At 70.0% G+C, this 17,971-nt stretch carries 16 protein-coding genes; 2 read left to right on the top strand and 14 right to left on the bottom strand.

From position 1 onward, the window contains the following. Positions 1-2: 2 nt before the first annotated feature. From ACLKM7_RS01175 to ACLKM7_RS01160, 4 genes are read right to left on the bottom strand one after another with little or no spacing between them, the layout of a single operon-like run. On the bottom strand, positions 3-890 hold the full coding sequence (locus ACLKM7_RS01175) for a carbohydrate ABC transporter permease (RefSeq protein ID WP_436445182.1): 888 nt from the start codon (positions 888-890) through the stop codon (positions 3-5). Beyond that, on the bottom strand, positions 883-1,818 hold the full coding sequence (locus tag ACLKM7_RS01170; protein ID WP_436445181.1) for a carbohydrate ABC transporter permease: 936 nt from the start codon (positions 1,816-1,818) through the stop codon (positions 883-885). The genes ACLKM7_RS01175 and ACLKM7_RS01170 overlap by 8 nt, the downstream gene beginning before the upstream one ends. Beyond that, positions 1,815-3,068, bottom strand: coding sequence for an ABC transporter substrate-binding protein (locus ACLKM7_RS01165; RefSeq protein WP_436445180.1), 1,254 nt, complete (start codon positions 3,066-3,068; stop codon positions 1,815-1,817). Before ACLKM7_RS01165 ends, ACLKM7_RS01170 begins: the two co-directional genes overlap by 4 nt. A gap of 44 nt (positions 3,069-3,112) precedes the next feature. After that, positions 3,113-5,548 (bottom strand): glycoside hydrolase family 97 catalytic domain-containing protein, encoded by a 2,436-nt coding sequence (locus tag ACLKM7_RS01160; protein ID WP_436445179.1) that lies wholly within the window; start codon positions 5,546-5,548, stop codon positions 3,113-3,115. A 66-nt stretch (positions 5,549-5,614) separates the two neighbouring features. On the opposite strand from ACLKM7_RS01160, the gene ACLKM7_RS01155 reads away from it, so the two are divergent. Next, the gene (locus ACLKM7_RS01155) at positions 5,615-7,798 is read left to right on the top strand and encodes an alpha-galactosidase (protein ID WP_436445178.1); all 2,184 of its coding nucleotides are present in this window, start codon (positions 5,615-5,617) and stop codon (positions 7,796-7,798) included. Positions 7,799-7,917: 119 nt separating this feature from the next. Here ACLKM7_RS01155 and ACLKM7_RS01150 read toward each other — a convergent pair whose 3' ends face one another. The 4 genes from ACLKM7_RS01150 to ACLKM7_RS01135 form a co-directional block, all read right to left on the bottom strand. After that, on the bottom strand, positions 7,918-8,301 hold the full coding sequence (locus ACLKM7_RS01150) for an MmcQ/YjbR family DNA-binding protein (RefSeq protein ID WP_436445177.1): 384 nt from the start codon (positions 8,299-8,301) through the stop codon (positions 7,918-7,920). Between the two features lie 104 nt (positions 8,302-8,405). Beyond that, positions 8,406-9,056: a DUF6624 domain-containing protein gene (locus ACLKM7_RS01145; protein ID WP_436445176.1), complete on the bottom strand. Its 651-nt coding sequence runs from the start codon at positions 9,054-9,056 to the stop codon at positions 8,406-8,408. Between the two features lie 57 nt (positions 9,057-9,113). Then, positions 9,114-9,809 (bottom strand): NADPH-dependent F420 reductase, encoded by a 696-nt coding sequence (locus ACLKM7_RS01140; protein ID WP_436445175.1) that lies wholly within the window; start codon positions 9,807-9,809, stop codon positions 9,114-9,116. Next, positions 9,806-10,870, bottom strand: a complete 1,065-nt coding sequence (locus ACLKM7_RS01135; protein WP_436445174.1) for an LLM class flavin-dependent oxidoreductase — start codon at positions 10,868-10,870, stop codon at positions 9,806-9,808. Before ACLKM7_RS01135 ends, ACLKM7_RS01140 begins: the two co-directional genes overlap by 4 nt. 116 nt (positions 10,871-10,986) lie before the next feature. On the opposite strand from ACLKM7_RS01135, the gene ACLKM7_RS01130 reads away from it, so the two are divergent. Next, positions 10,987-11,457, top strand: coding sequence for a MarR family winged helix-turn-helix transcriptional regulator (locus ACLKM7_RS01130; protein WP_436445173.1), 471 nt, complete (start codon positions 10,987-10,989; stop codon positions 11,455-11,457). A 10-nt stretch (positions 11,458-11,467) separates the two neighbouring features. Here ACLKM7_RS01130 and hemL read toward each other — a convergent pair whose 3' ends face one another. The 6 genes from hemL to hemE form a co-directional block, all read right to left on the bottom strand. Beyond that, complete coding sequence (hemL, locus tag ACLKM7_RS01125) at positions 11,468-12,784, bottom strand: glutamate-1-semialdehyde 2,1-aminomutase (protein ID WP_436445172.1); 1,317 nt, start codon at positions 12,782-12,784, stop codon at positions 11,468-11,470. Further along, positions 12,781-13,740 (bottom strand): porphobilinogen synthase, encoded by a 960-nt coding sequence (hemB, locus tag ACLKM7_RS01120; RefSeq protein ID WP_436445171.1) that lies wholly within the window; start codon positions 13,738-13,740, stop codon positions 12,781-12,783. The genes hemL and hemB overlap by 4 nt, the downstream gene beginning before the upstream one ends. A gap of 74 nt (positions 13,741-13,814) precedes the next feature. After that, on the bottom strand, positions 13,815-14,732 hold the full coding sequence (gene hemC / locus ACLKM7_RS01115) for a hydroxymethylbilane synthase (protein ID WP_436445170.1): 918 nt from the start codon (positions 14,730-14,732) through the stop codon (positions 13,815-13,817). Continuing rightward, entirely contained in the window at positions 14,729-15,472 is a 744-nt protein-coding gene (gene hemQ, locus ACLKM7_RS01110) for a hydrogen peroxide-dependent heme synthase (RefSeq protein ID WP_436445169.1), read from the bottom strand. Before hemQ ends, hemC begins: the two co-directional genes overlap by 4 nt. Before the next feature lie 182 nt (positions 15,473-15,654). Continuing rightward, entirely contained in the window at positions 15,655-16,857 is a 1,203-nt protein-coding gene (locus tag ACLKM7_RS01105; RefSeq protein WP_436445168.1) for a protoporphyrinogen/coproporphyrinogen oxidase, read from the bottom strand. After that, positions 16,850-17,908, bottom strand: a complete 1,059-nt coding sequence (gene hemE, locus ACLKM7_RS01100; RefSeq protein WP_436445167.1) for a uroporphyrinogen decarboxylase — start codon at positions 17,906-17,908, stop codon at positions 16,850-16,852. Before hemE ends, ACLKM7_RS01105 begins: the two co-directional genes overlap by 8 nt. Positions 17,909-17,971 lie beyond the last annotated feature (63 nt).

Raw genomic sequence — 17,971 nt, 5'->3', positions numbered from 1 at the left:
ATTCAGCCTTTCAGTCCGCTTGAGGCGATGCCGGCGAAGAACTGCCGTTGCAGCGCGATGAAGATGAGCACGAGCGGGAGCGATGCGATGAACGAGCCGGCCATGAGCGTGGGGTAGTCGGTTCCATATTGGCCCTGCAGATTGGCCAGTCCGACCGGCAGCGTCATCGTGTCGGGCGACGACGTGACGATGAGCGGCCAGAGCAGGTCGTTCCACGAGTAGAGGGAGGTCAGGACCGCGAGCGCGGCGACGGTGGGACCGACCATCGGAAGCATGATTCGCCAGAAGATCTGGAACGAGTTCGCGCCGTCGAGTCGCGCCGCCTCTTCGTAGTCGGCCGGGAGGGCGAGGAACGCCTGGCGGAGGAGGAACGTGCCGAACGCCGAGAAGATGCCGGGGATCGCAATGGCGGGGACCGTGTTCAACAGCCCGAGAGCCTTCATCAGGTCGAACTGGGCGATCAGGAACAGCTGGCTGGGCGCCATCAACATGACCAGGAACAGCACGAACAGGACGTTGCGGCCAGGAAACCGGAATCTCGCGAAACCGTAGGCGGCCAGCGTGCAGACCACCAGTTGACCGATGACACGCATGACCAGTGCTCCGACCGACACGCCGAGCATGCTCCCGAACGGGACGGTGGCGAAGAATCGCTCGAACGCGCCGAGATCGAGCGACTCGGGGAAGAAGACCGGCGGCACGGCGCGTGATTCGGTGATCGTCTTGAACGCGGTGAGGATCTGCCACAGGAACGGGAACACCATCAGCGCGGCGCACGCGATCAGAACGGCGTGCAGGTACCACTGCGAGCATCGAGGACCCCTGCGGCGTACCGGCTCTGCGACCCGGGCCGCCGGCTTGTTCGTGACGAGAGTGGCGGTCTCAGCCATAGAACACCGCCCTTCGCTGCAGCCGGAACTGTGCGGCCGTCACGAGCATGATGAACAGCAGCAGCACGATGGCGATCGCCGCGCCGTAGCCGCGGTCGAAGCGCAGGAAGGTCTGCTGGAAGAAGAAGTACACGATGGTCTGCGATGCGGTCTCGGCCTCCGAACCGCGGATCAGCATCACGTAGATCAAGTCGAACATCTGCAGCGACGAGATCACAGACAGCACCGACACGAAGAAGATGCTCGGCGAGAGCAGCGGGAGCGTGATCGCGAAGAACTGCCGGACCGGTCCTGCGCCGTCCATCGATGAGGCCTCGTGAAGTTCGGGAGGAACGCCCTGCAGGCCCGCGCCGAGGATGATGATGCTGGTGCCGAGGCTCATCCAGATGCCGACGACGGCGACCGCGTAGATCGCGAAGGTCGGGTCGGCGACCCAGCTCGGGCCGTCGATGCCGACGACGGCGAGCGCCTGGTTGAGGACTCCGAACTCACCGTTGAAGATGTACCGCCACACCATCCCGACCGCGACGGGGAGCGTGACGATGGGGAGGAAGAACAGCACGCGGTAGACGCTCTTCCCGCGGCGGACGTTGTGGATGAGAGTCGCGATGATGATGCCGATCGGGATGCCGATCAGAACGATGAGGGTGTAGACCGCGCTATTGCGCAGCGCGGACCAGAACTGCGGGTCGCCGATCAGGGTGGCGTAATTGTCGATGCCCGTGAACGTCTCGCCGCCGAACGGCTTGGTCTCGGTGAAGCTGAGGTAGACGGTGGTGAGCAACGGAATGATGTAAAGAGCGAGCAGTCCCACCAGCGCTGGCGCGATGAACGCCAGCCCGGGAAGGTTCTGCCTCAGACGGCTGCGGGAGCGGGAGATGGGGGCGGAGCGCCGGCCGGCGCTCCGCCCGTTCGGATGACTGCTCATTCTTCCTTCGCGAGCACGTCGTTCATGGCCGTGGCGAGCCTGTCGGCGGCTTCCTGCACGGTCTCGGTGCCGTTCCACGCGGGCGGCAGGTACTGGTCCTCGAGGGCGTTCCATGCGGCGGTGTCGGCCGAGACCGGATACACCACACCGTAGGGGACCTCGTCGATGAAAGCCTGCAGGTTGAACTCCGGCATCGAGTCCACCCATGCCTGCTGCGTGCCCTCGTATGCGGGGATGACCGCACCGGTCGCCGCCTGGATCTCGGCCGCTTCCTTGCCCCCCAGGAAGAGCAGGAACTTCTTCAGCTCCTCCGGGTGCTCGGTGCCGGCGAAGCCGACGTTCTGGATGCCGTTGATCACAGTGGCCCGCTCGGCACCCTGCGGGAGGACAGTGACATCCACGTTCGGGCGCAGCTCGGCGTTGTCGTAGAACCGCTGCGCGTAGAACGAGCCCCCGTAGTACATCGCGACGGTGCCGTTCTCGAACTGAGCGACGGCCTCCGTGTCGGCGAACTGCTCGAGCGTCGGGGAGACGCCGGCCGCCTGCAGGTCGGTCCAGAACTGGAGGCCCTCCTGCGTCTTCGGGTCGTCGTAGCCGGACTTGCCGTCCTCGACGATGTACCCGCCGGCTTGTGCGACCGTGTTGTAGAAGCCCTCCTGCCGGTTCAGCGGAGCGGCGATCCCGTACACACCGGTGGCGGGATCGGTGAGCTCTGCGGCGGCGGCCGACACGTCGCCCCACGTCCACTCGTCGGTGGGGTAGGCGACACCGGCCTTGTCGAACAGGGCCTTGTTGTACCAGAGGCCGATCGTGTCGAAGTCTTTCGGAAGGCCGTACAGCTCACCGTCGTAGGTGAACAGGTTCACCAGGGCCTCAGGGTAGACACCCGTGTCCACCCCTGCCTGCTCGATCGCGTCGCCGAGCGGGAGCAGCTGGTCGTTGGCGGCGTAGACCTGAAAGCGGTCGCCGAGCATCCAGAACGCGTCTGGGGCTGTGCCGCCCTGTGCGCCCACCTGCAGCTTCGTCCAGTACTCCGTCCACGGGTTGACCTGCAGGTCCACGGTGATGCCGGGATTCTCGTCCTCGAACGCGTCGATGAGCTGCTGCATCGTCTCGTCCTGGCTCCACACCCCGTACGTCAGGGTGACGTCGCCTCCCTCGGTGCCCGCTCCGCCGCCGGTGCCGGAGCATCCGGCGAGCAGGGTGACAGCGGCGACCGCCGTCACGCTCCCCGCAATCCATTTGCGCATGTGATCGTTCTCCTCTTGGTCAGCCTGGCCGTGACGCCAGGGCTTCATTCGCTCAGCCGCAGCGTCAGCCAGTCGACGTGCGCCTCCTCGGCCGAGTCGTTGTATGTGCGCAGCAAGAGCACCCTCGCTCCCGCGACGTCGAGTTCGAACCCGAGCGGTTCGGTGTTGCCGGCGAGAGCGAATCGGGCTCGGCTCGCTCCGTCGACGAGGATCTCGGCGACGGCCGACGCATCGGGTGTCTCGTCGTCGATCGCGACAGATCCCGTCAGGCGGGTCGCGGTACCGGGGATCGCGAATTCGACCGCAGAATCCTGCGAGACGCCCAGACCGTCGACGAAAACGTGTCCCTGCACCTGCAGGGGTCCGCCGTCGTGCGGGTCACCTCCGCCGTTCGCGGCTCCGCGCTCGACAGGGCCGACCGCGTTGCGCGCCGACAGGAACGGCATCGTGGACAGGTCGTGGGGCCCGCCCGTCAGCGGCGTGACCACCCGGACGTGCGTCACGACGGGTACGCCGTCATCGCCGTCAGTCTCGAGGGTCAGTACCGCGAGATCTCCGGCCGGCAGTCGCGCCGCCGGCCGGACGACCCATTCGGCCGCGTCCGTCCGGGCCGCGGTCCAGCCCGGAGGAACGCGCACGCGCGTGGCATCCGTTTCGACGGCGACCTCGTCGCCGGTCAACACGACGGTCCGGTGTCCTGCGCGCGGTGCCGTGAGCACGGGGCGGGCAGCGGCGCGCCGCAGCGCGGTGCCGGTGGGGGCGACGACCGTGACGAATCCGCCGCGGGGCTCCAGGCGCACCTCGACGCTGTCGAGCACACCCGTGGTCGTCGCCTCCTTCAGCGCGCCGTCGGTGTCGCGGATCGACCACACGTCCGCCGGCGATCCGACGAGCGCGGCCGGGTCGAAGGTGACGACGGTCTCGTTCGGCGCCGCGGCGATGCAACCTACGAACCATCGGTCGGCGCTGCGGCGGGCGACGACCGCGTGCGAGTCGGGGTGGCCGTCCAGCAGTCGCACCTCGTCCCAGCGCGGGGGGATCTCTGCGAGGAACTCTGCGACCAGCGGACGCGACCGGTATTCGTCGGGGTCGTCGGCGAAGTGGGTGATGCCGCTCTCGTAGACCACGCCGAGCGCGAGCTCGTGCGCATCGCTGGTCTCGCGGTGCGGGGCGCTGAACGTCACCGGCGTGTAGTCCATGGAGCCGACGACGTTCCTGGTGAACGGCTGGATGACGTTGTGGGCGGCCGTGAGCGGATCACCGTAGAAGACGTAGTACTCCGCTCCGCGAATGCCCTCGTAGGTGATGACGTGCGGGTGGGTGCGCGCCCAGCCGCGGGGGATCACGGAGCCGTGGAAGTTGACGGCGAGACCGACACGGGCGGTCTCGGCGATGATCGCGTCGTACCACCGGTAACGCTCCTGAGCCTCGGACTCCATGAAGTCGACCTTGATTCCGGCGACACCCCACGAGCGCCACAGTGCGAGCTTGCGAAGGTTCTCCTCCCCGTCGAGGTCGTTCCACGCGCTCCACAGATGCACCTGTATGCCGCGGGCGCTGGCGTATGCCACCAGATCCGGCACCCACGCCGGGTCCCAGCCGCAGTCGACGAGCACGTGTTCCCATCCCTGCTCTGCGGCGAAGTCGGTGAACCGCTTCTGAACATCCAGGTATGCGCCGGAGTACTGACTGGACCACCAGGACCAGGCCGCGCGGCCTGGGCGGGCCGCGACCGCCGACGGGGAGGCCGCCGGGGCGAGGTCGTCTACAAGGGTGGAGGCGACGATCTCGGGCAGCGTGCCGGCGAGCGCTGCGCGCCAGGGAGTGAGGTGTCCGCCGGCGACGTCGAGCTCGGCGTCGGCTGGTGTGACGGTGAACGCTTCGCCGTCGAAGGTGGCGTGTGCTCCCGAGGAGCGGCCGTCGATGTCGGACTCGCTGAGCAGCACGAAGGCGCCGCGGCTCACCTCCGCGAGCAGAGGGAAGCCGTACTCGCCCGGTGCCAGGTCACGCAGGTCGGCCCCGAACCGGGGGGTCTCGTACCAGGTCTGGTAGGCCAGAGTCCATACCCGCGAGTCGTCGGAGACTGCCACGCGCGTGTGCTCCGCGCCCAGTCGGGTCGCCGAGTCGGGGAGCCGGTAGCGGAACGCGAAGCCGTCGGGGGCGACCCGCACGATCACCGCCCACTCGACGGCGCCGGTGCGAAGCGTCACCGTGAGTTCGCGGTGGTCGACCTTGCGGATGCCGGCTGCCTTGCCGAAAGCGGCGTGCCACTGCTCGTGCACGCTGGCCTCGGTGCTGCCGGTTACTTCGGCGTCGCTTCCGAGGTCGATGCCGTCCACGGTCACCCCCAGGCTGACCCGCAGTAGCGACGCGTTGTCGACACGAAGATCCAGTGACGGGCGGCCGTCGACGATGGCCAGAGTCGCGTGCCGAGCGCCGTGGCGGACCTCCACAGCGGTGACGGGGACGGAAGCGTTCACACAAGACTCCGTTGTCGATCGGGATTTCGGGTTGCGGTCTGGGTCGAGGGTACGCATCATTAATTCATGACGTCAAGTATCAAACTTCACGCCGCTCAGAAAGTCGGGGAGGCCGCTCGAGCCGCGGCATCCGTCGTGCATCTGCACGCGGCGGGAACGAGCGTGGTCTTCGCGGCAGACGGTTTCGGCGTGCCGGCCGTGGTGCATTGGGGAGCCGAGCTCGCCGATTCGGACCTGCCCGGACTTGTGGCCAGTTCGACGCCCGCCGTGATGAACAGCTCGCCCGACATCCCGCGCTCGTTCTCGATCGTCGCCGCCCGTGCGTACGGATGGTCGGGCACCCCGGCGGTGGAAGCGCACTCCGACGACGTCATGTTGGACACGTTCGCGCTGGCCTCCACCGACCAGGACGGCACCCGTGTCACCTTCACGCTGCGGGACGCCACATCGTCGGCCGAGGCGACCTTCGCGTACCGACTGGACGAGGCCGGCATCCTTCATGTGAACCTGACACTGCGCAACATCTCCTCGAAACACTGGATGGACGTCACCGCGCTCCGCAGTCTGATGCCGTTGCCGGCCCGCGCGAGCGAGATCATCGACTTCACCGGGCGGTGGACGCGCGAGCACTCGCCGCAGCGCTCGGAGGTACGTGACGGCACCTGGCTTCGCTCCTCGCGCCGCGGCCGTCCCGGGCACGACTCGTCGTACCTCACCATGACCGGGACAGACGGTTTCAGGTTCCGAAGCGGGGAGGTCTGGGCAGCCCACGTGGCCTGGAGCGGCAATCAGGAGACTCTGGTTGAGCGACTGCCGGAGGGTGCGGGCGTGCATACGTCAGTGGTCGGCGGCGGCGAGCTCGTAGACGCGGGAGAGGTGAGGCTTGCCCCCGGCGCCTCGTACGAATCGCCCACCGTGATGTTCGCCTGGAGCGACGCCGGCATGGACGGCATCACCGCCCGATTCCACACGTCCCTCCGCGCCAGGCCGAACCACCCGCGATCGCCGCGGCCACTGTTGCTCAACACCTGGGAGGCCGTCTACTTCGACCACGACCTGGCCACGCTGAGCGCGCTCGCCGAGACCGCCGCGGCCGTGGGCGTGGAGCGCTTCGTACTCGACGACGGCTGGTTCCACGGTCGACGCGATGACACCGCCGGTCTCGGTGACTGGTACGTCGACGACACGGTCTGGCCGGAGGGGCTGAAGCCACTCTCGGACCGGGTGCACGCGCTCGGGATGCAGTTCGGGCTCTGGTTCGAACCCGAGATGGTCAACCCCGACTCCGACCTCGCCCGACAGCATCCCGACTGGATCCTGCAGGAGTCCCCGCTGCTCGAGTCCCGGCATCAGTTCGTGCTCGACTACTCCCGCGATGAGGTCGTCGCCTACATCGTCGATCGGCTCGATGGGATCGTCGACAGCGTGGGAGTGGACTTCGTGAAGTGGGACCACAACCGAGACCTCCACGCCGCGCTCGGTGTGCGGGGCACCCGCCAGGTGCACGCGCACACGCGCGGGGTGTATCGGGTGCTCGATGAGGTCCGCCGTCGTCAGCCGAGGCTCGAGATCGAGTCCTGCGCGAGCGGCGGCGGGCGCGAAGACCTCGGCATCCTGCAATACACCGACCGGGTGTGGGCATCGGATTGCAACGACCCCGTCGAACGGCAGTACATCCAGCGCTGGACGCAGACACTGCTGCCGCCGGAGCTGATCGGCGCGCACGTCGGACCTGCCGAGGCGCACACCACACACCGTCACGCCGGCTTCTCCTTCCGTGCGATCACTGCCCTGTTCGGTCACGCCGGCCTCGAGTGGGACATTACGACGGCCACACGCGAGGAACGCGCCGCCATCACCGCATGGGCGAGCCTGTACCGGGAGCTTCGCGACCTGCTGCACACCGGAACCACCGTGCGCGCCGACGACGTCGACGACGGCGCGCTCCTTCACGGCGTCGTCCGTCCCGACCGATCCGAAGCCGTCTTCGCGTGGGTGCGCACCGCGACCAGCGCGACGGCGCACAGCCCCCGGGTGCCGATCCCTGGACTAGACCCGTCCCTCACGTATCGGGTGCGCGTCCGCGACGAGATCGGGGGCGGCATCCGTCACCAGATCGCCGATCCCGCGTGGATGACCGACGCCTCGTTCGCCTGCACCGGAGCCGTGCTCGCTGAGGGTCTCCCGCTGCCGGTGCTCAACCCGGGTCAGGCCCTGCTCCTGCACCTGACCGCCGAGAGTGCCGTGTGACGACGACATGGGCACGGAGCCGCGCTGCTCCGCGGGCGCCCGGACGACGAAGTTCCGGGTGGGTGAGTCCGATCAGAGGGCGAACCTACGCTCAGGCTCCCGCCGGACGACCGCGAACCTCAGGACTTCTTCGTCGTCGGCGGTCCGCCCGGGCCGTCTGGATTCGCAAGGTCGTAGGCGCGCGCGACCTTCTGCGGGACCACCATGCGCCAGGCATCCACGACCAGCTCGCGCGCCTCGGCCGGGTCGAGTGCGGCGAGGTCGGCGTGGACCCAGTGGAAGCGCATGTCGGCCTCGGAGGGCAGCTGGAACTTGTGCGGCGAGCCCCCGACCAGGGCCGCCCTCTCCTCTTTGGGGAACGCGAAGCCCATCACCGTCTCGTCGAGCGAGAACGCGACATAGACCATCTGCCCGACACGGAACTTCAACCGGCCGCGCACGTACACCTCGTACGAGCGCTCGAGTTCGGTGCCGAGCGGGCGGACGTCGTCGACTTGAGCCATCTCAGCCCCGACACTAGTGCGGGCGGCGACCCGTTGTCGCGCGCGCCCGCCGCCGGCCCCGGATTCGTCGGTCGTGTCATCGGGATGCTCCCTGCCTGTCGCGATCAGTACTGCTCCTCCTCGGAGCAGACCGCCTCGAGTTCGGCGTAATAGTCGGCGAGGGGTGGTAGTCCGGCGTCGGCGCGGCGGGCATCGACGCCCGCCTCATCGCGGATGGGTGTGGCGGGCGCCGGTCCGTCCTCGCCGCAGCCGAACTGCGTGCCGTACTCCTGCGGCTGGCCGGCACCGACGGCGATCCGGTCGGTGAGATAGGCGAGGTTGCCGGGCGAAGCGTCATTGGCCTCGACGGCGGCCTGCAGGTATCGCAGCGCCAGCTGCTGGAACTCGGGGTCGTGGTCGGAGTGCTGCGCGATCGCCCACGCGGCATCTTCGGCCTCCTCGCCGACGAGCGAGTACGACGGCCAGCCGTGCTCAGCGAGGATCTCGGCCAGGCGCTCGGTGCGTTCCTGATCCGTCCCGTCCCCATCGCCGGACAGCCGATCTGCCTGGTCCTGCGCGAGCATCTCGAGCAGCTCGTCGCGCAACGCCGTGTCGATCGCGGCGGCGGTCTCGTGACGGATCTCGGAGGTGGTGGGTGTCGGAGTGGACGGCGCCGTCGCGCTCGCGGACCGACCGGCGGTGTCGGCCGGGCCGGCGCAGCCGGCCAGGATGCCGGCGAGCAGCGTCACGACGACGACCAGCGCACGACGGCTCATGGCTGAGAAGGCTACGCCGAGGGTGCGGCGAGCGATAGCCGAGGCATCCGTCCCCCCTCAGGAGCGCGCGAACAGCGCCTCGAGCCCTCCGGCCGACTCTGGGAAGCGATCCAGCATGGCCCGCAGCTCGCCGGCCGTCACGTTGGCGCCGAACGCCTCTGCGCCGGGTTGGAGACGGATGCCGTCGGCCAGGGTGCCCGCGGGCACCGGGTCGAAGCCCACGTCGTCGATGAGCCGCGCGACCGCGGAGAGGTCGTCGGGGTCGTCGCCGGCCAGGGCGATCGCCTTACGGCCGGGCTTGCCGTTCGGGCGCGCCTCGGCCTCGAGGTCGTGGTAGCCCATGTGGTTGAAGGCCTTCACGACGCGTGACTGCGGCAGGAACTGCTGCACGATGCCGCTCGTCGAGGTGGCGGGGTCGTTGAGGTCGTCTCTCACGCCGTCGACCTCCCACCAGTAGTTCATCGCATCGATCACGAGCTTGCCGCGCAGTTCTTCCACCGGCAGGGCACGGTGCTTGCCGAGAGGCAGGGCGAGGATCACGATGTCGGCGCCCGCTGCGGCCTCGCGCGCCGTGGTGGCGACCGCGCCGGGAGCGAGGACCTCGACGGTGAGCGCGATGCGCTCGACCTCACCGGAGCCCGCGATGAGCACTCGGTAGCCGGCGGTGACGGCAAGGCGGGCGAGCACCGTGCCCACCTTGCCCGCGCCGAGGATGCCCAGCGTCGTGGCGTGAGGCGCTGCCTGGTCGCTCATGACCGGACGTCGGCCGAAGCGCTCACCGGAGCCTCGGCGAGCAGCTCGCGCACCATGGGGATCACGCGCGTTCCATAGAGCTCCACCGCCCGCAGCCGGGCGCTCGCCGGGATCGTGCCGGTCGTGTAGATGAGGTCGAACCGTCCCACGTCGAGCGCGCGGATCGCGTGCGCCATCTTGCGCGCCACGGTCTCGGGCGAGCCGATGTACATCGAGCCGTGGGCGATGTCGGCGTCGTAGTCCTCGCGACGGATCGGCGGCCAGCCACGCAATGCCCCGATCCGGTCGCGGATGACCCGATAGCGGGGCCACACGAGCTCGCGCGCCTCTTCGTCGGTGTCGGCGATGAAGCCGGGGGAGTGCATGCCGACGGGATGGGCGATCGTGCCGAACTGCTCGGACGCACGCCGGTACAGGTCGACGTAGGGGGCGAAGCGCTCGGGAGCGCCGCCGATGATGGCGAGCATGAGGGGGAATCCGTAGCGCGCCGTGCGAACGACGGACTGCGGCGATCCCCCGACACCCACCCAGGTGTTCAGCCGCCCGGACTCGGTCTTCGGGAAGACGTCGGCATCGACCAGTGGCGCGCGCTTCGTGCCCGACCAGGTCACCGGGCGCTCCTTGACGAGTTCGGCGAAGAGCTCGATCTTCTCCTCGAACAGCACGTCGTAGTCGGCCAGGTCGTAGCCGAACAGCGGGAACGACTCGGTGAACGAACCGCGGCCGAGGATCACCTCGGCGCGTTCGTTCGAGAGTGCATCGAGGGTCGCGAAACGCTGGAACACGCGGACCGGATCGTCGGACGACAGCACGGTCACCCCGGAGCCGAGACGCATGCGGGAGGTGCGCGTGGCGATACCGGCGAGCACGGTCTCGGGGCTCGAAATGGCGTACTCGGGGCGGTGGTGCTCCCCGACGAGGAACACGTCGACACCGAGCTGGTCGGCCAGCACCGCCTCATCCACCGTCTGACGGATCGCAGCGGCGTAGCTGACGAGGGTGCCGTCGTCGCCCTCCGGTACGTCTCCGAAGGTGTTCAGTCCGAACTCGATGTCGTTCATCGCGGGTTCCTCACGTCCAGGCTCGGGTCGCGAGCCGATCCACAAGATTGACGTGTCAATCTCTTTGCGATCAAGTATGGACCCGATATAGTTGACGTGTCAATCAAGGAGGTGCCGTGAGCACGAGTCGACCAGGTCGTCGAACCCCGAACCGGCAAGAGCTCGAGGTGTGGCGCGCCTTCGTGGAGACGACCGAGGCGGTCCGCGCCGAGCTGGGGCGGCGGCTGCAGAACGACACCGGTTTGTCGCCGGGGGACTACGTCGTGCTGCTCGGTCTCAGTGAGGCGCCCGGGCATCGGCTGCGGTCGTCGGATCTGGCATCCGAGATCGGATGGGAGCGCAGTCGGCTCTCACATCACCTGGCGCGCATGGAACGACGCGACCTGATCTCGCGCGAAGACTGTGCCACCGACAACCGCGGAGCCGAGATCGTGCTCACGGATGCCGGGGCGGCGGCGTTCCGCGGTTCGATCACGCCGCACTTCCGCGCGATCAGAGAGCTCTTCGTCGACGCGCTGACGCCGGACCAGCTGGTCGCCGCCGGAGAGATCGCGCGCGCTCTGCAGGCGCGACTCGATCGATCCTGATCTTCGACGATCAGTCTGGGGCACCCGCCGCAGCGGCACGAGCGGCGGCAGGAAGCGCGTCCACGATCCGGGCGACCGCCGCGTCGTCGTGCGCAGCGGAGACGAACCACGCCTCGAAAACCGAGGGCGGAAGCGAGACGCCCTGCTCGAGCATCGACCGGAAGAACGGCGGATAGCGGAACGCCTCCTGCGCCTTGACCGTGTCGTAGTCGTGCGGCGCCGTTTCGGCGAACTGGATCGAGAACAGGTTTCCGCTGCGCTGCACGACGTGCGTCACACCGGCTTCCGAGAGAGCGGATGCCGCGGCATCCGCGATCGTCGTCGACGCGGCGTCGAGGCGGGCATAGGCCGCGGCATCGAGGTGATCGAGCGTCGCCCGCCCGGCCGCGACCGCGAGCGGATTGCCGCTCAGCGTGCCGGCCTGGTAGACCGGGCCGAGCGGTGCGAGCAGCTCCATCAGTGCCGCGGATCCTCCGAGTGCCGCGAGCGGGAGCCCGCCGCCGACCACCTTGCCGAACGTGATCAGGTCGGGCGCGAACGGGACCGGGTCGATGCCGTACCAGCCGGCGGGGCCGACGCGGAAGCCGGTCAGCACCTCGTCGAGGATGAGCAGGGCTCCGTTCGCGTGCGCGATGTCGGCGAGTGCAGCGTTGAAGCCGTGCGCCGGCGGCACGATGCCCATGTTGGCGGGCGCCGCCTCGACGATCACCGCGGCGATCTCGGCGCCGCGCGCGGCGAACACCTCGCGGACGGCGTCCAGGTCGTTGTAGGGGATGACGAGAGTCTGCGCGGCGATCGGCGCGGGGACGCCGGCAGAGCCCGGCAGTGCGAGCGTCGCGACCCCGGAACCCGCCTCGGCGAGCAGTCCGTCGGAGTGCCCGTGATAATGGCCGGCGAACTTCACCACGAGGTCGCGCCCGGTCGCGCCGCGGGCGACCCGGATGGCCGTCATCGTCGCCTCGGTGCCGGTGGAGACCAGCCGTACGCGTTCGACGGGATGAGCGGCACCGTCACGGACCACGCGCGAGGCGATGAGCTCGGCCAGCTCGGTCTCGCCGGGGGTGCTCGCGCCGAAGCCGAGACCGTGGGCCGCGGCATCCTGCACCGCCTTCACGACGGCGGGATGCGCGTGCCCGAGGATCGCGGGACCCCACGACCCGACGAGGTCGACGTACTCGCGACCTTCGACGTCGGTGACATACGCGCCCGACGCCGCGACGAAGAAGCGCGGGGTCTCGTGCACCGAGCCGAACGCGCGCACCGGCGAGTTCACTCCGCCCGGCATGGCGCCGCGGGCGCGGGCGAATTCCTGTGCGTTCGTCGTCATCGGATCCATCCCGCAAGCTCGGTTGCCCAGTAGGTCAGCACGGCGTCGGCGCCGGCACGGCGGATGCCGAGCACCGACTCCTCGATCGCGCGACGCCGATCGATCCAGCCGTGGTCCGCGGCGGCCTCGATCATCGCGTACTCGCCCGACACCTGGTAGGCCCACACGGGGACGGGGCTCGTCGCCGCGGCGTCCGCCAGCACGTCGAGGTAGCTCATGGCGGGTTTGACCATGACGATGTCGGCGCCCTCGGCGAGGTCGAGGTCGAGTTCGCGCATGCCCTCGCGGCGGTTGGCCGGGTCCTGCTGGTAGGTGCGGCGGTCGCCCTCGAGCGACGACTGCACGGCCTCGCGGAACGGCCCGTAGAACGCCGAGGCGTACTTCGCGGCGTAGGCGAGGATCGGCGTGTTGCCGAAGCCGGCATCGTCGAGCGCATCCCGGACCGCGGCGACCTGGCCGTCCATCATGCCGCTCAGTCCCAGCAGCTGCGAGCCGGACTCGGCCTGGGCCACGCCCATGTCGCGGTACCGCTCGAGCGAGGCGTCGTTGTCGACGTAGCCGTTCTCGTCGAGCACACCGCAGTGGCCGTGATCGGTGAACTCGTCCAGGCACAGGTCGGTCTGCACGACGAGCGCGTCCCCGGCCTCGGCGACCGCGATCCGGGTCGCCACGTTCAGGATGCCGTCGGGATCGGTCGCGCCCGAGCCCACGGCGTCTTTGTGCTCGGGCACGCCGAACAGCATGATGCCGCCGATGCCGGCGGCCGCGGCATCCGTCACCGCCTTCTTGAGCGATTCGGTCGAATGCTGCACGACACCCGGCATCGACGAGATCGGAATCGGCGCGGTCGCGCCCTCGCGGACGAACATCGGCAGGATCAGCTCGGCGGGGTGCAGCCGGGTCTCGGCGACCAGGCGCCTCATCGCCGGGGTGGCGCGCAGGCGACGGGGACGCACGGGGGTGAGGGGGCGGTCGCCCGCGGATGAGCTCCGGGGGCCGAGGGGGCCGGCCCCCTCGGGAGAGGCACTGTTCATGGGCGGGCTCCGGTCAGGTCGGCGGCGCCTGCGCCGAGCAGTTCACGGGCGACGGATGCCGCGACCTCGCGCGACGGATCGCCCTGATCGTCGGGCCAGGGCGTGGCGTGGGACGAGGTGAGCGCCGTCGCGCCGTCGAGGCTGTAGACGCTGGCCGAGAGCAGCAGCAGGCCGGCGTCCACGACGGCACGGGCGCCCACGGGCGCCGAGCATCCGGCCTCGAGCAGCGCGAGGACCTCGCGCTCCGCCTCGACGGCGGCGCGCGTCTCGGGGTGATCGAGGGCTTGGACGAGATCCTCCTCACCACGACGAACCTCGACGGCGAGGGCGCCCTGACCCGGAGCCGTCGGCCATGTATCGGGGTCGAGGAGCTCGGTGATCACGTCGGTACGCCCGATGCGGTTGAGCCCGGCGGCGGCGAGGATGACGGCATCCAGCTCCCCGCTGGAGACCTTGCCGAGACGGGTGTCGACGTTGCCGCGGATGTCGACGACCTCGAGGTCGGGGCGTCGCCGGCGAAGCTGTGCCATGCGGCGCGGCGACCCGGTGCCGACGCGGGCGCCCGCAGGAAGCGCGTCGAGAGTGAGACCGTCGCGCGCGCACAGGGCGTCGCGGGGATCCTCGCGCGCCGGGATCGCGGCGACCACGAGCTGGTCGTGCGGGGCGGTCGGCAGGTCCTTGAGCGAGTGCACGACCACGTCGCAGCGCCCGTCGACGAGGGCGTCGCGCAGGGCGCCGGTGAACAGGCCCGTGCCGCCGGCGCGCGAGAGCGGCTCGTTCGAGCGGTCGCCGTCGGTCGTGATCGTGACGAGCTCGGTCGTGGCCCCGGTCGCGTCGGCCAGGTCGTCGGCGACCATGCCGGTCTGTGTGAGCGCGAGCGTGCTGCCGCGCGTGCCGATGCGGAGCACGCTCATGCCAGCACCTCGGGGATCTGGTCGAGCTGGATCCGGCGGCCGGTGAAGAAGGGCACCTCTTCGCGCACATGGCGGCGCGCCTCGGTCTGGCGCAGGTCGCGCATGAGATCCACCAGGTCGACCAGCTCGGGCGCTTCCAGAGCGAGGATCCACTCGTAGTCGCCGAGAGCGAACGAGGCCACCGTGTTGCTCAGAACGCTGCGGTGCCGCGCGCCCTTGCGGCCGTGGTCGGCGAGCATCTGCCGCCGCTCGTCGTCGGGCAGGATGTACCAATCGTACGACCGCACGAACGGATACACCGTCAGCCAGGTCTCGGGCTCCTTGCCGCGCATGAAGGCCGGCAGATGGCTCGAGGTGAACTCGGCGTCGCGGTGCACGCCCATCGCGTTCCACACCGGCAGCAGTGAAGCGAGCGGCTCGGTCCGGCGCAGCTTGCGCAACGCCGCCTGCAGCACCTCCGGGGCGGTTCCGACGCCGTTCTCGTCGATCGTGCCGTGCAGCCACACCATGATGTCGGCGTCGGCCCGCATGCCCGAGACGTCGTAGATCCCGCGGACGGCGACGCCGGATGCCTCGACCCACTCGATTGCCGCGACCAGGTCGCCTCCGGTCGCCGACGGCGCGGGTCCGCCGGCCGACATGGCGGGATCGCGGCGGAACACGGCCCACAGCGTGTATCCGAGGGCTTCGGCGGTGGGCGCCTGGTCTGCGGACGGGTTCGCGGCCGAGGAATCGCTCATAGATCCATCCTCCCACCTTGGCGGGAGCGTCCTGCCCGGGGGGTCAGCCGTCCGCTGCGCGCAACAGGTGCTCTTCCGAGTGCAGGACGGTTCAGGGCGGAGCCGGCCTGTGTGCGGCAGAACACCTGTTCCCGGCAACCGCGGCGGTCGCGCAACCGGGGCGGCCGCGGCGACCGAAGGGGTCAGCGGGCGAGGAGCTGGGCCGCGGTGCGCTCGGCGTGGGCGACGATGCCGGCCAGACCCGAGCCGGCGACGGTCTCGCCGACGACGGCGAGGCCCGCGGGCGGCGCGGTGGGAGCGGGCCGCGTCCACGACACCACCGCCGTACCGACCACGGCCGGCAATCGCACGCCGAGCATCGTCTCGGCGTCGGCGCGCGCCGACGCGACGGGTTCGACGGGGGTCGCGTCGTACGACAGGCGCAGCACGTGGCGTCCGGCGGCGGCTTCGCGCAGCCAGGCCCACTTCGCGGTCGCGTGCGTGAGTGCACGCGCGCCGACCGGTGCGCCCTGGGCCACGAGCATCCCGCTGCCTCGAGGCGCGGCATCCAGTTCGTCCTGCTCCACGACCAGGGTGACGAGGTCGATGCGGCGGCCGGGTCCCGCCGGGGCGGCGATGCCGGGGCCGGCGACGATCACCGTGCCGCCGAGGGCTTCGAGGTCGTCGATCCGCGTGCCGAGGCGGATGTCGCCACCCAGGTTCACGAGATCCTCAGCCAGCGTGGGGACCAGCCGATGGATGCCACCGCGGATGCCGGCGACCGCCGAGCCGGGAGGTGCAGCGGCACGCAGCCGCGCGACGGCACCGCAGAGCGAGCCCGCCGCGATGACGGCATCCGTCAGACCCGGATGCGCGCGGGCCACAGGAACGTCGTCGGGATGCTGCGAGTGCACGCCGTGCACCACCGGCGCGACGAGCCGATCGAGCACGTCGCTCCCGAGCCGCTCACGCACGAGCGCGCCCAGCGTCGGCGGTACGGCGATGACCGGCGCAGCGTCGAGCGCGACTGCACGCTCGGCGGCTTCGCGCCCGACGACCCGCACCACGTCGTCGGCGAGCGGATCGGACGGGATGCCGAGGAGGGCGGTCGCCGGCAGCGGCACCGCATCTCCGGCGGCCGGCTGCAGCCACGCCGGACCCGGCGCCGGAGCGACGATGTCACCTGCCATGCCCAGCTCGGTCAGCAGCGCATCGACGGCGCCACCGCGGATGGCGAAGCTCTCTGCTCCGGCATCCAGCGTGATCCCCGCGACCTCGTGCCGCGCGACCGTGCCGCCCAGGCGATCGGATGCCTCGAAGAGCGTGACCGCGGCGCCCGAGGCGGCGAGCCGCCGCGCGGTGACCAGGCCGGCGACACCGCCGCCGACCACGGAGAACTCAGGCATCTCGGTGGACGAACTCCACGATGCGCGTCAGCACGGCCGGGTCGGTGTCGGGCGGGACGCCGTGGCCGAGGTTGACGACGTGCGCGCGGGCGGCCCGACCGCGTTCGATGACGTCGCGCACGTGCGCCTCGAGCACGGGCCAAGGCGCGTGCAGCAGAGCGGGGTCGATGTTGCCCTGCAGGGTCACGTCGCCGCCGAGACGTCGCGCCGCCTCATCGAGGGGAAGACGCCAGTCCACGCCGACGGCATCCACTCCGATGTCGCGCATCGCCGCAAGGAGCTCGCCGGTTCCGACGCCGAAATGGATCAGCGGCACGCCCAGTTCGCGCACCGGCTCGAGCGCGCGGACCGAGAACGGTGCCACGTGCTCGGTGTAGTCGGCCAGGCTGAGCGAGCCGGCCCACGAGTCGAACAGCTGGCCCGCCGAAGCTCCCGACTCGACCTGGGCTGCGAGGAACGCACCTGTGATCCCGGCGCACCACGACAGCAGTGCCCTCCACGTCTCGGGGTCGGAGTGCATGAGCGCGCGTGTCTTGAGCTGCTCCTTCGACGGGCCACCCTCGACCAGGTACGACGCGAGCGTGTACGGCGCCCCGGCGAACCCGATGAGCGGTGTCGTGCCGAGCTGGCCGACGGTGAGCGCGACGGCCTCGCGGATCGGGGCGAGCGCTGCGGGATCGAGAACCGGCAGTGCCGCGACATCCGCCGCCGTCCGCACGGGATGCTCGAGGACCGGTCCGCGACCGGCGACGATGCGCACGTCGACGCCCGCCACCTTGACGGGAATGACGATGTCGCTGAAGAAGATGCCGGCGTCCACGGCGTGCCGGCGCACCGGCTGGAGGGTGATCTCGCTGGCGAGCTCGGGGTTCAGGCAGGCGTCGAGCATGTCGGTGCCGACCCGCAGCTCGCGGTACTCGGGCAGTGAGCGCCCGGCCTGCCGCATGAACCACACCGGGGGCGTCTCGAGGCGCTCGCCGCGGTACGCGCGAACGAGGGGCGGAGGCGTGTAGCCCTCAGCGAGCATCGGGTGGGAGGAGTCGAGCGGCACGCCTTCCACCTTAGGCTCCCGCTCTGTGGGACCCCCATCGCAGCCGGTGTCCGCAGCGGTGCC

Source organism: Microbacterium sp. I2 (genome assembly GCF_051364985.1).
GTDB lineage: Bacteria > Actinomycetota > Actinomycetes > Actinomycetales > Microbacteriaceae > Microbacterium.
Note: the sequence above shows the minus strand (reverse complement) of the source record. Positions and strands in the feature narration are given on the sequence as shown.

What these genes read in the sequence shown, in the direction of transcription:
- hemQ (WP_436445169.1), bottom strand. Translation starts at nt 15,472, where the DNA reads ATGAGCGATTCCTCGGCCGCGAACCCGTCCGCAGACCAGGCGCCCACC.
- ACLKM7_RS01145 (WP_436445176.1), bottom strand. Translation starts at nt 9,056, where the DNA reads ATGAGCCGTCGTGCGCTGGTCGTCGTCGTGACGCTGCTCGCCGGCATC.
- ACLKM7_RS01165 (WP_436445180.1), bottom strand. Translation starts at nt 3,068, where the DNA reads ATGCGCAAATGGATTGCGGGGAGCGTGACGGCGGTCGCCGCTGTCACC.
- ACLKM7_RS01150 (WP_436445177.1), bottom strand. Translation starts at nt 8,301, where the DNA reads ATGGCTCAAGTCGACGACGTCCGCCCGCTCGGCACCGAACTCGAGCGC.
- hemL (WP_436445172.1), bottom strand. Translation starts at nt 12,784, where the DNA reads ATGACGACGAACGCACAGGAATTCGCCCGCGCCCGCGGCGCCATGCCG.
- ACLKM7_RS01155 (WP_436445178.1), top strand. Translation starts at nt 5,615, where the DNA reads ATGACGTCAAGTATCAAACTTCACGCCGCTCAGAAAGTCGGGGAGGCC.
- ACLKM7_RS01135 (WP_436445174.1), bottom strand. Translation starts at nt 10,870, where the DNA reads ATGAACGACATCGAGTTCGGACTGAACACCTTCGGAGACGTACCGGAG.
- ACLKM7_RS01175 (WP_436445182.1), bottom strand. Translation starts at nt 890, where the DNA reads ATGGCTGAGACCGCCACTCTCGTCACGAACAAGCCGGCGGCCCGGGTC.
- ACLKM7_RS01140 (WP_436445175.1), bottom strand. Translation starts at nt 9,809, where the DNA reads ATGAGCGACCAGGCAGCGCCTCACGCCACGACGCTGGGCATCCTCGGC.
- hemC (WP_436445170.1), bottom strand. Translation starts at nt 14,732, where the DNA reads ATGAGCGTGCTCCGCATCGGCACGCGCGGCAGCACGCTCGCGCTCACA.
- ACLKM7_RS01170 (WP_436445181.1), bottom strand. Translation starts at nt 1,818, where the DNA reads ATGAGCAGTCATCCGAACGGGCGGAGCGCCGGCCGGCGCTCCGCCCCC.
- ACLKM7_RS01105 (WP_436445168.1), bottom strand. Translation starts at nt 16,857, where the DNA reads ATGCCTGAGTTCTCCGTGGTCGGCGGCGGTGTCGCCGGCCTGGTCACC.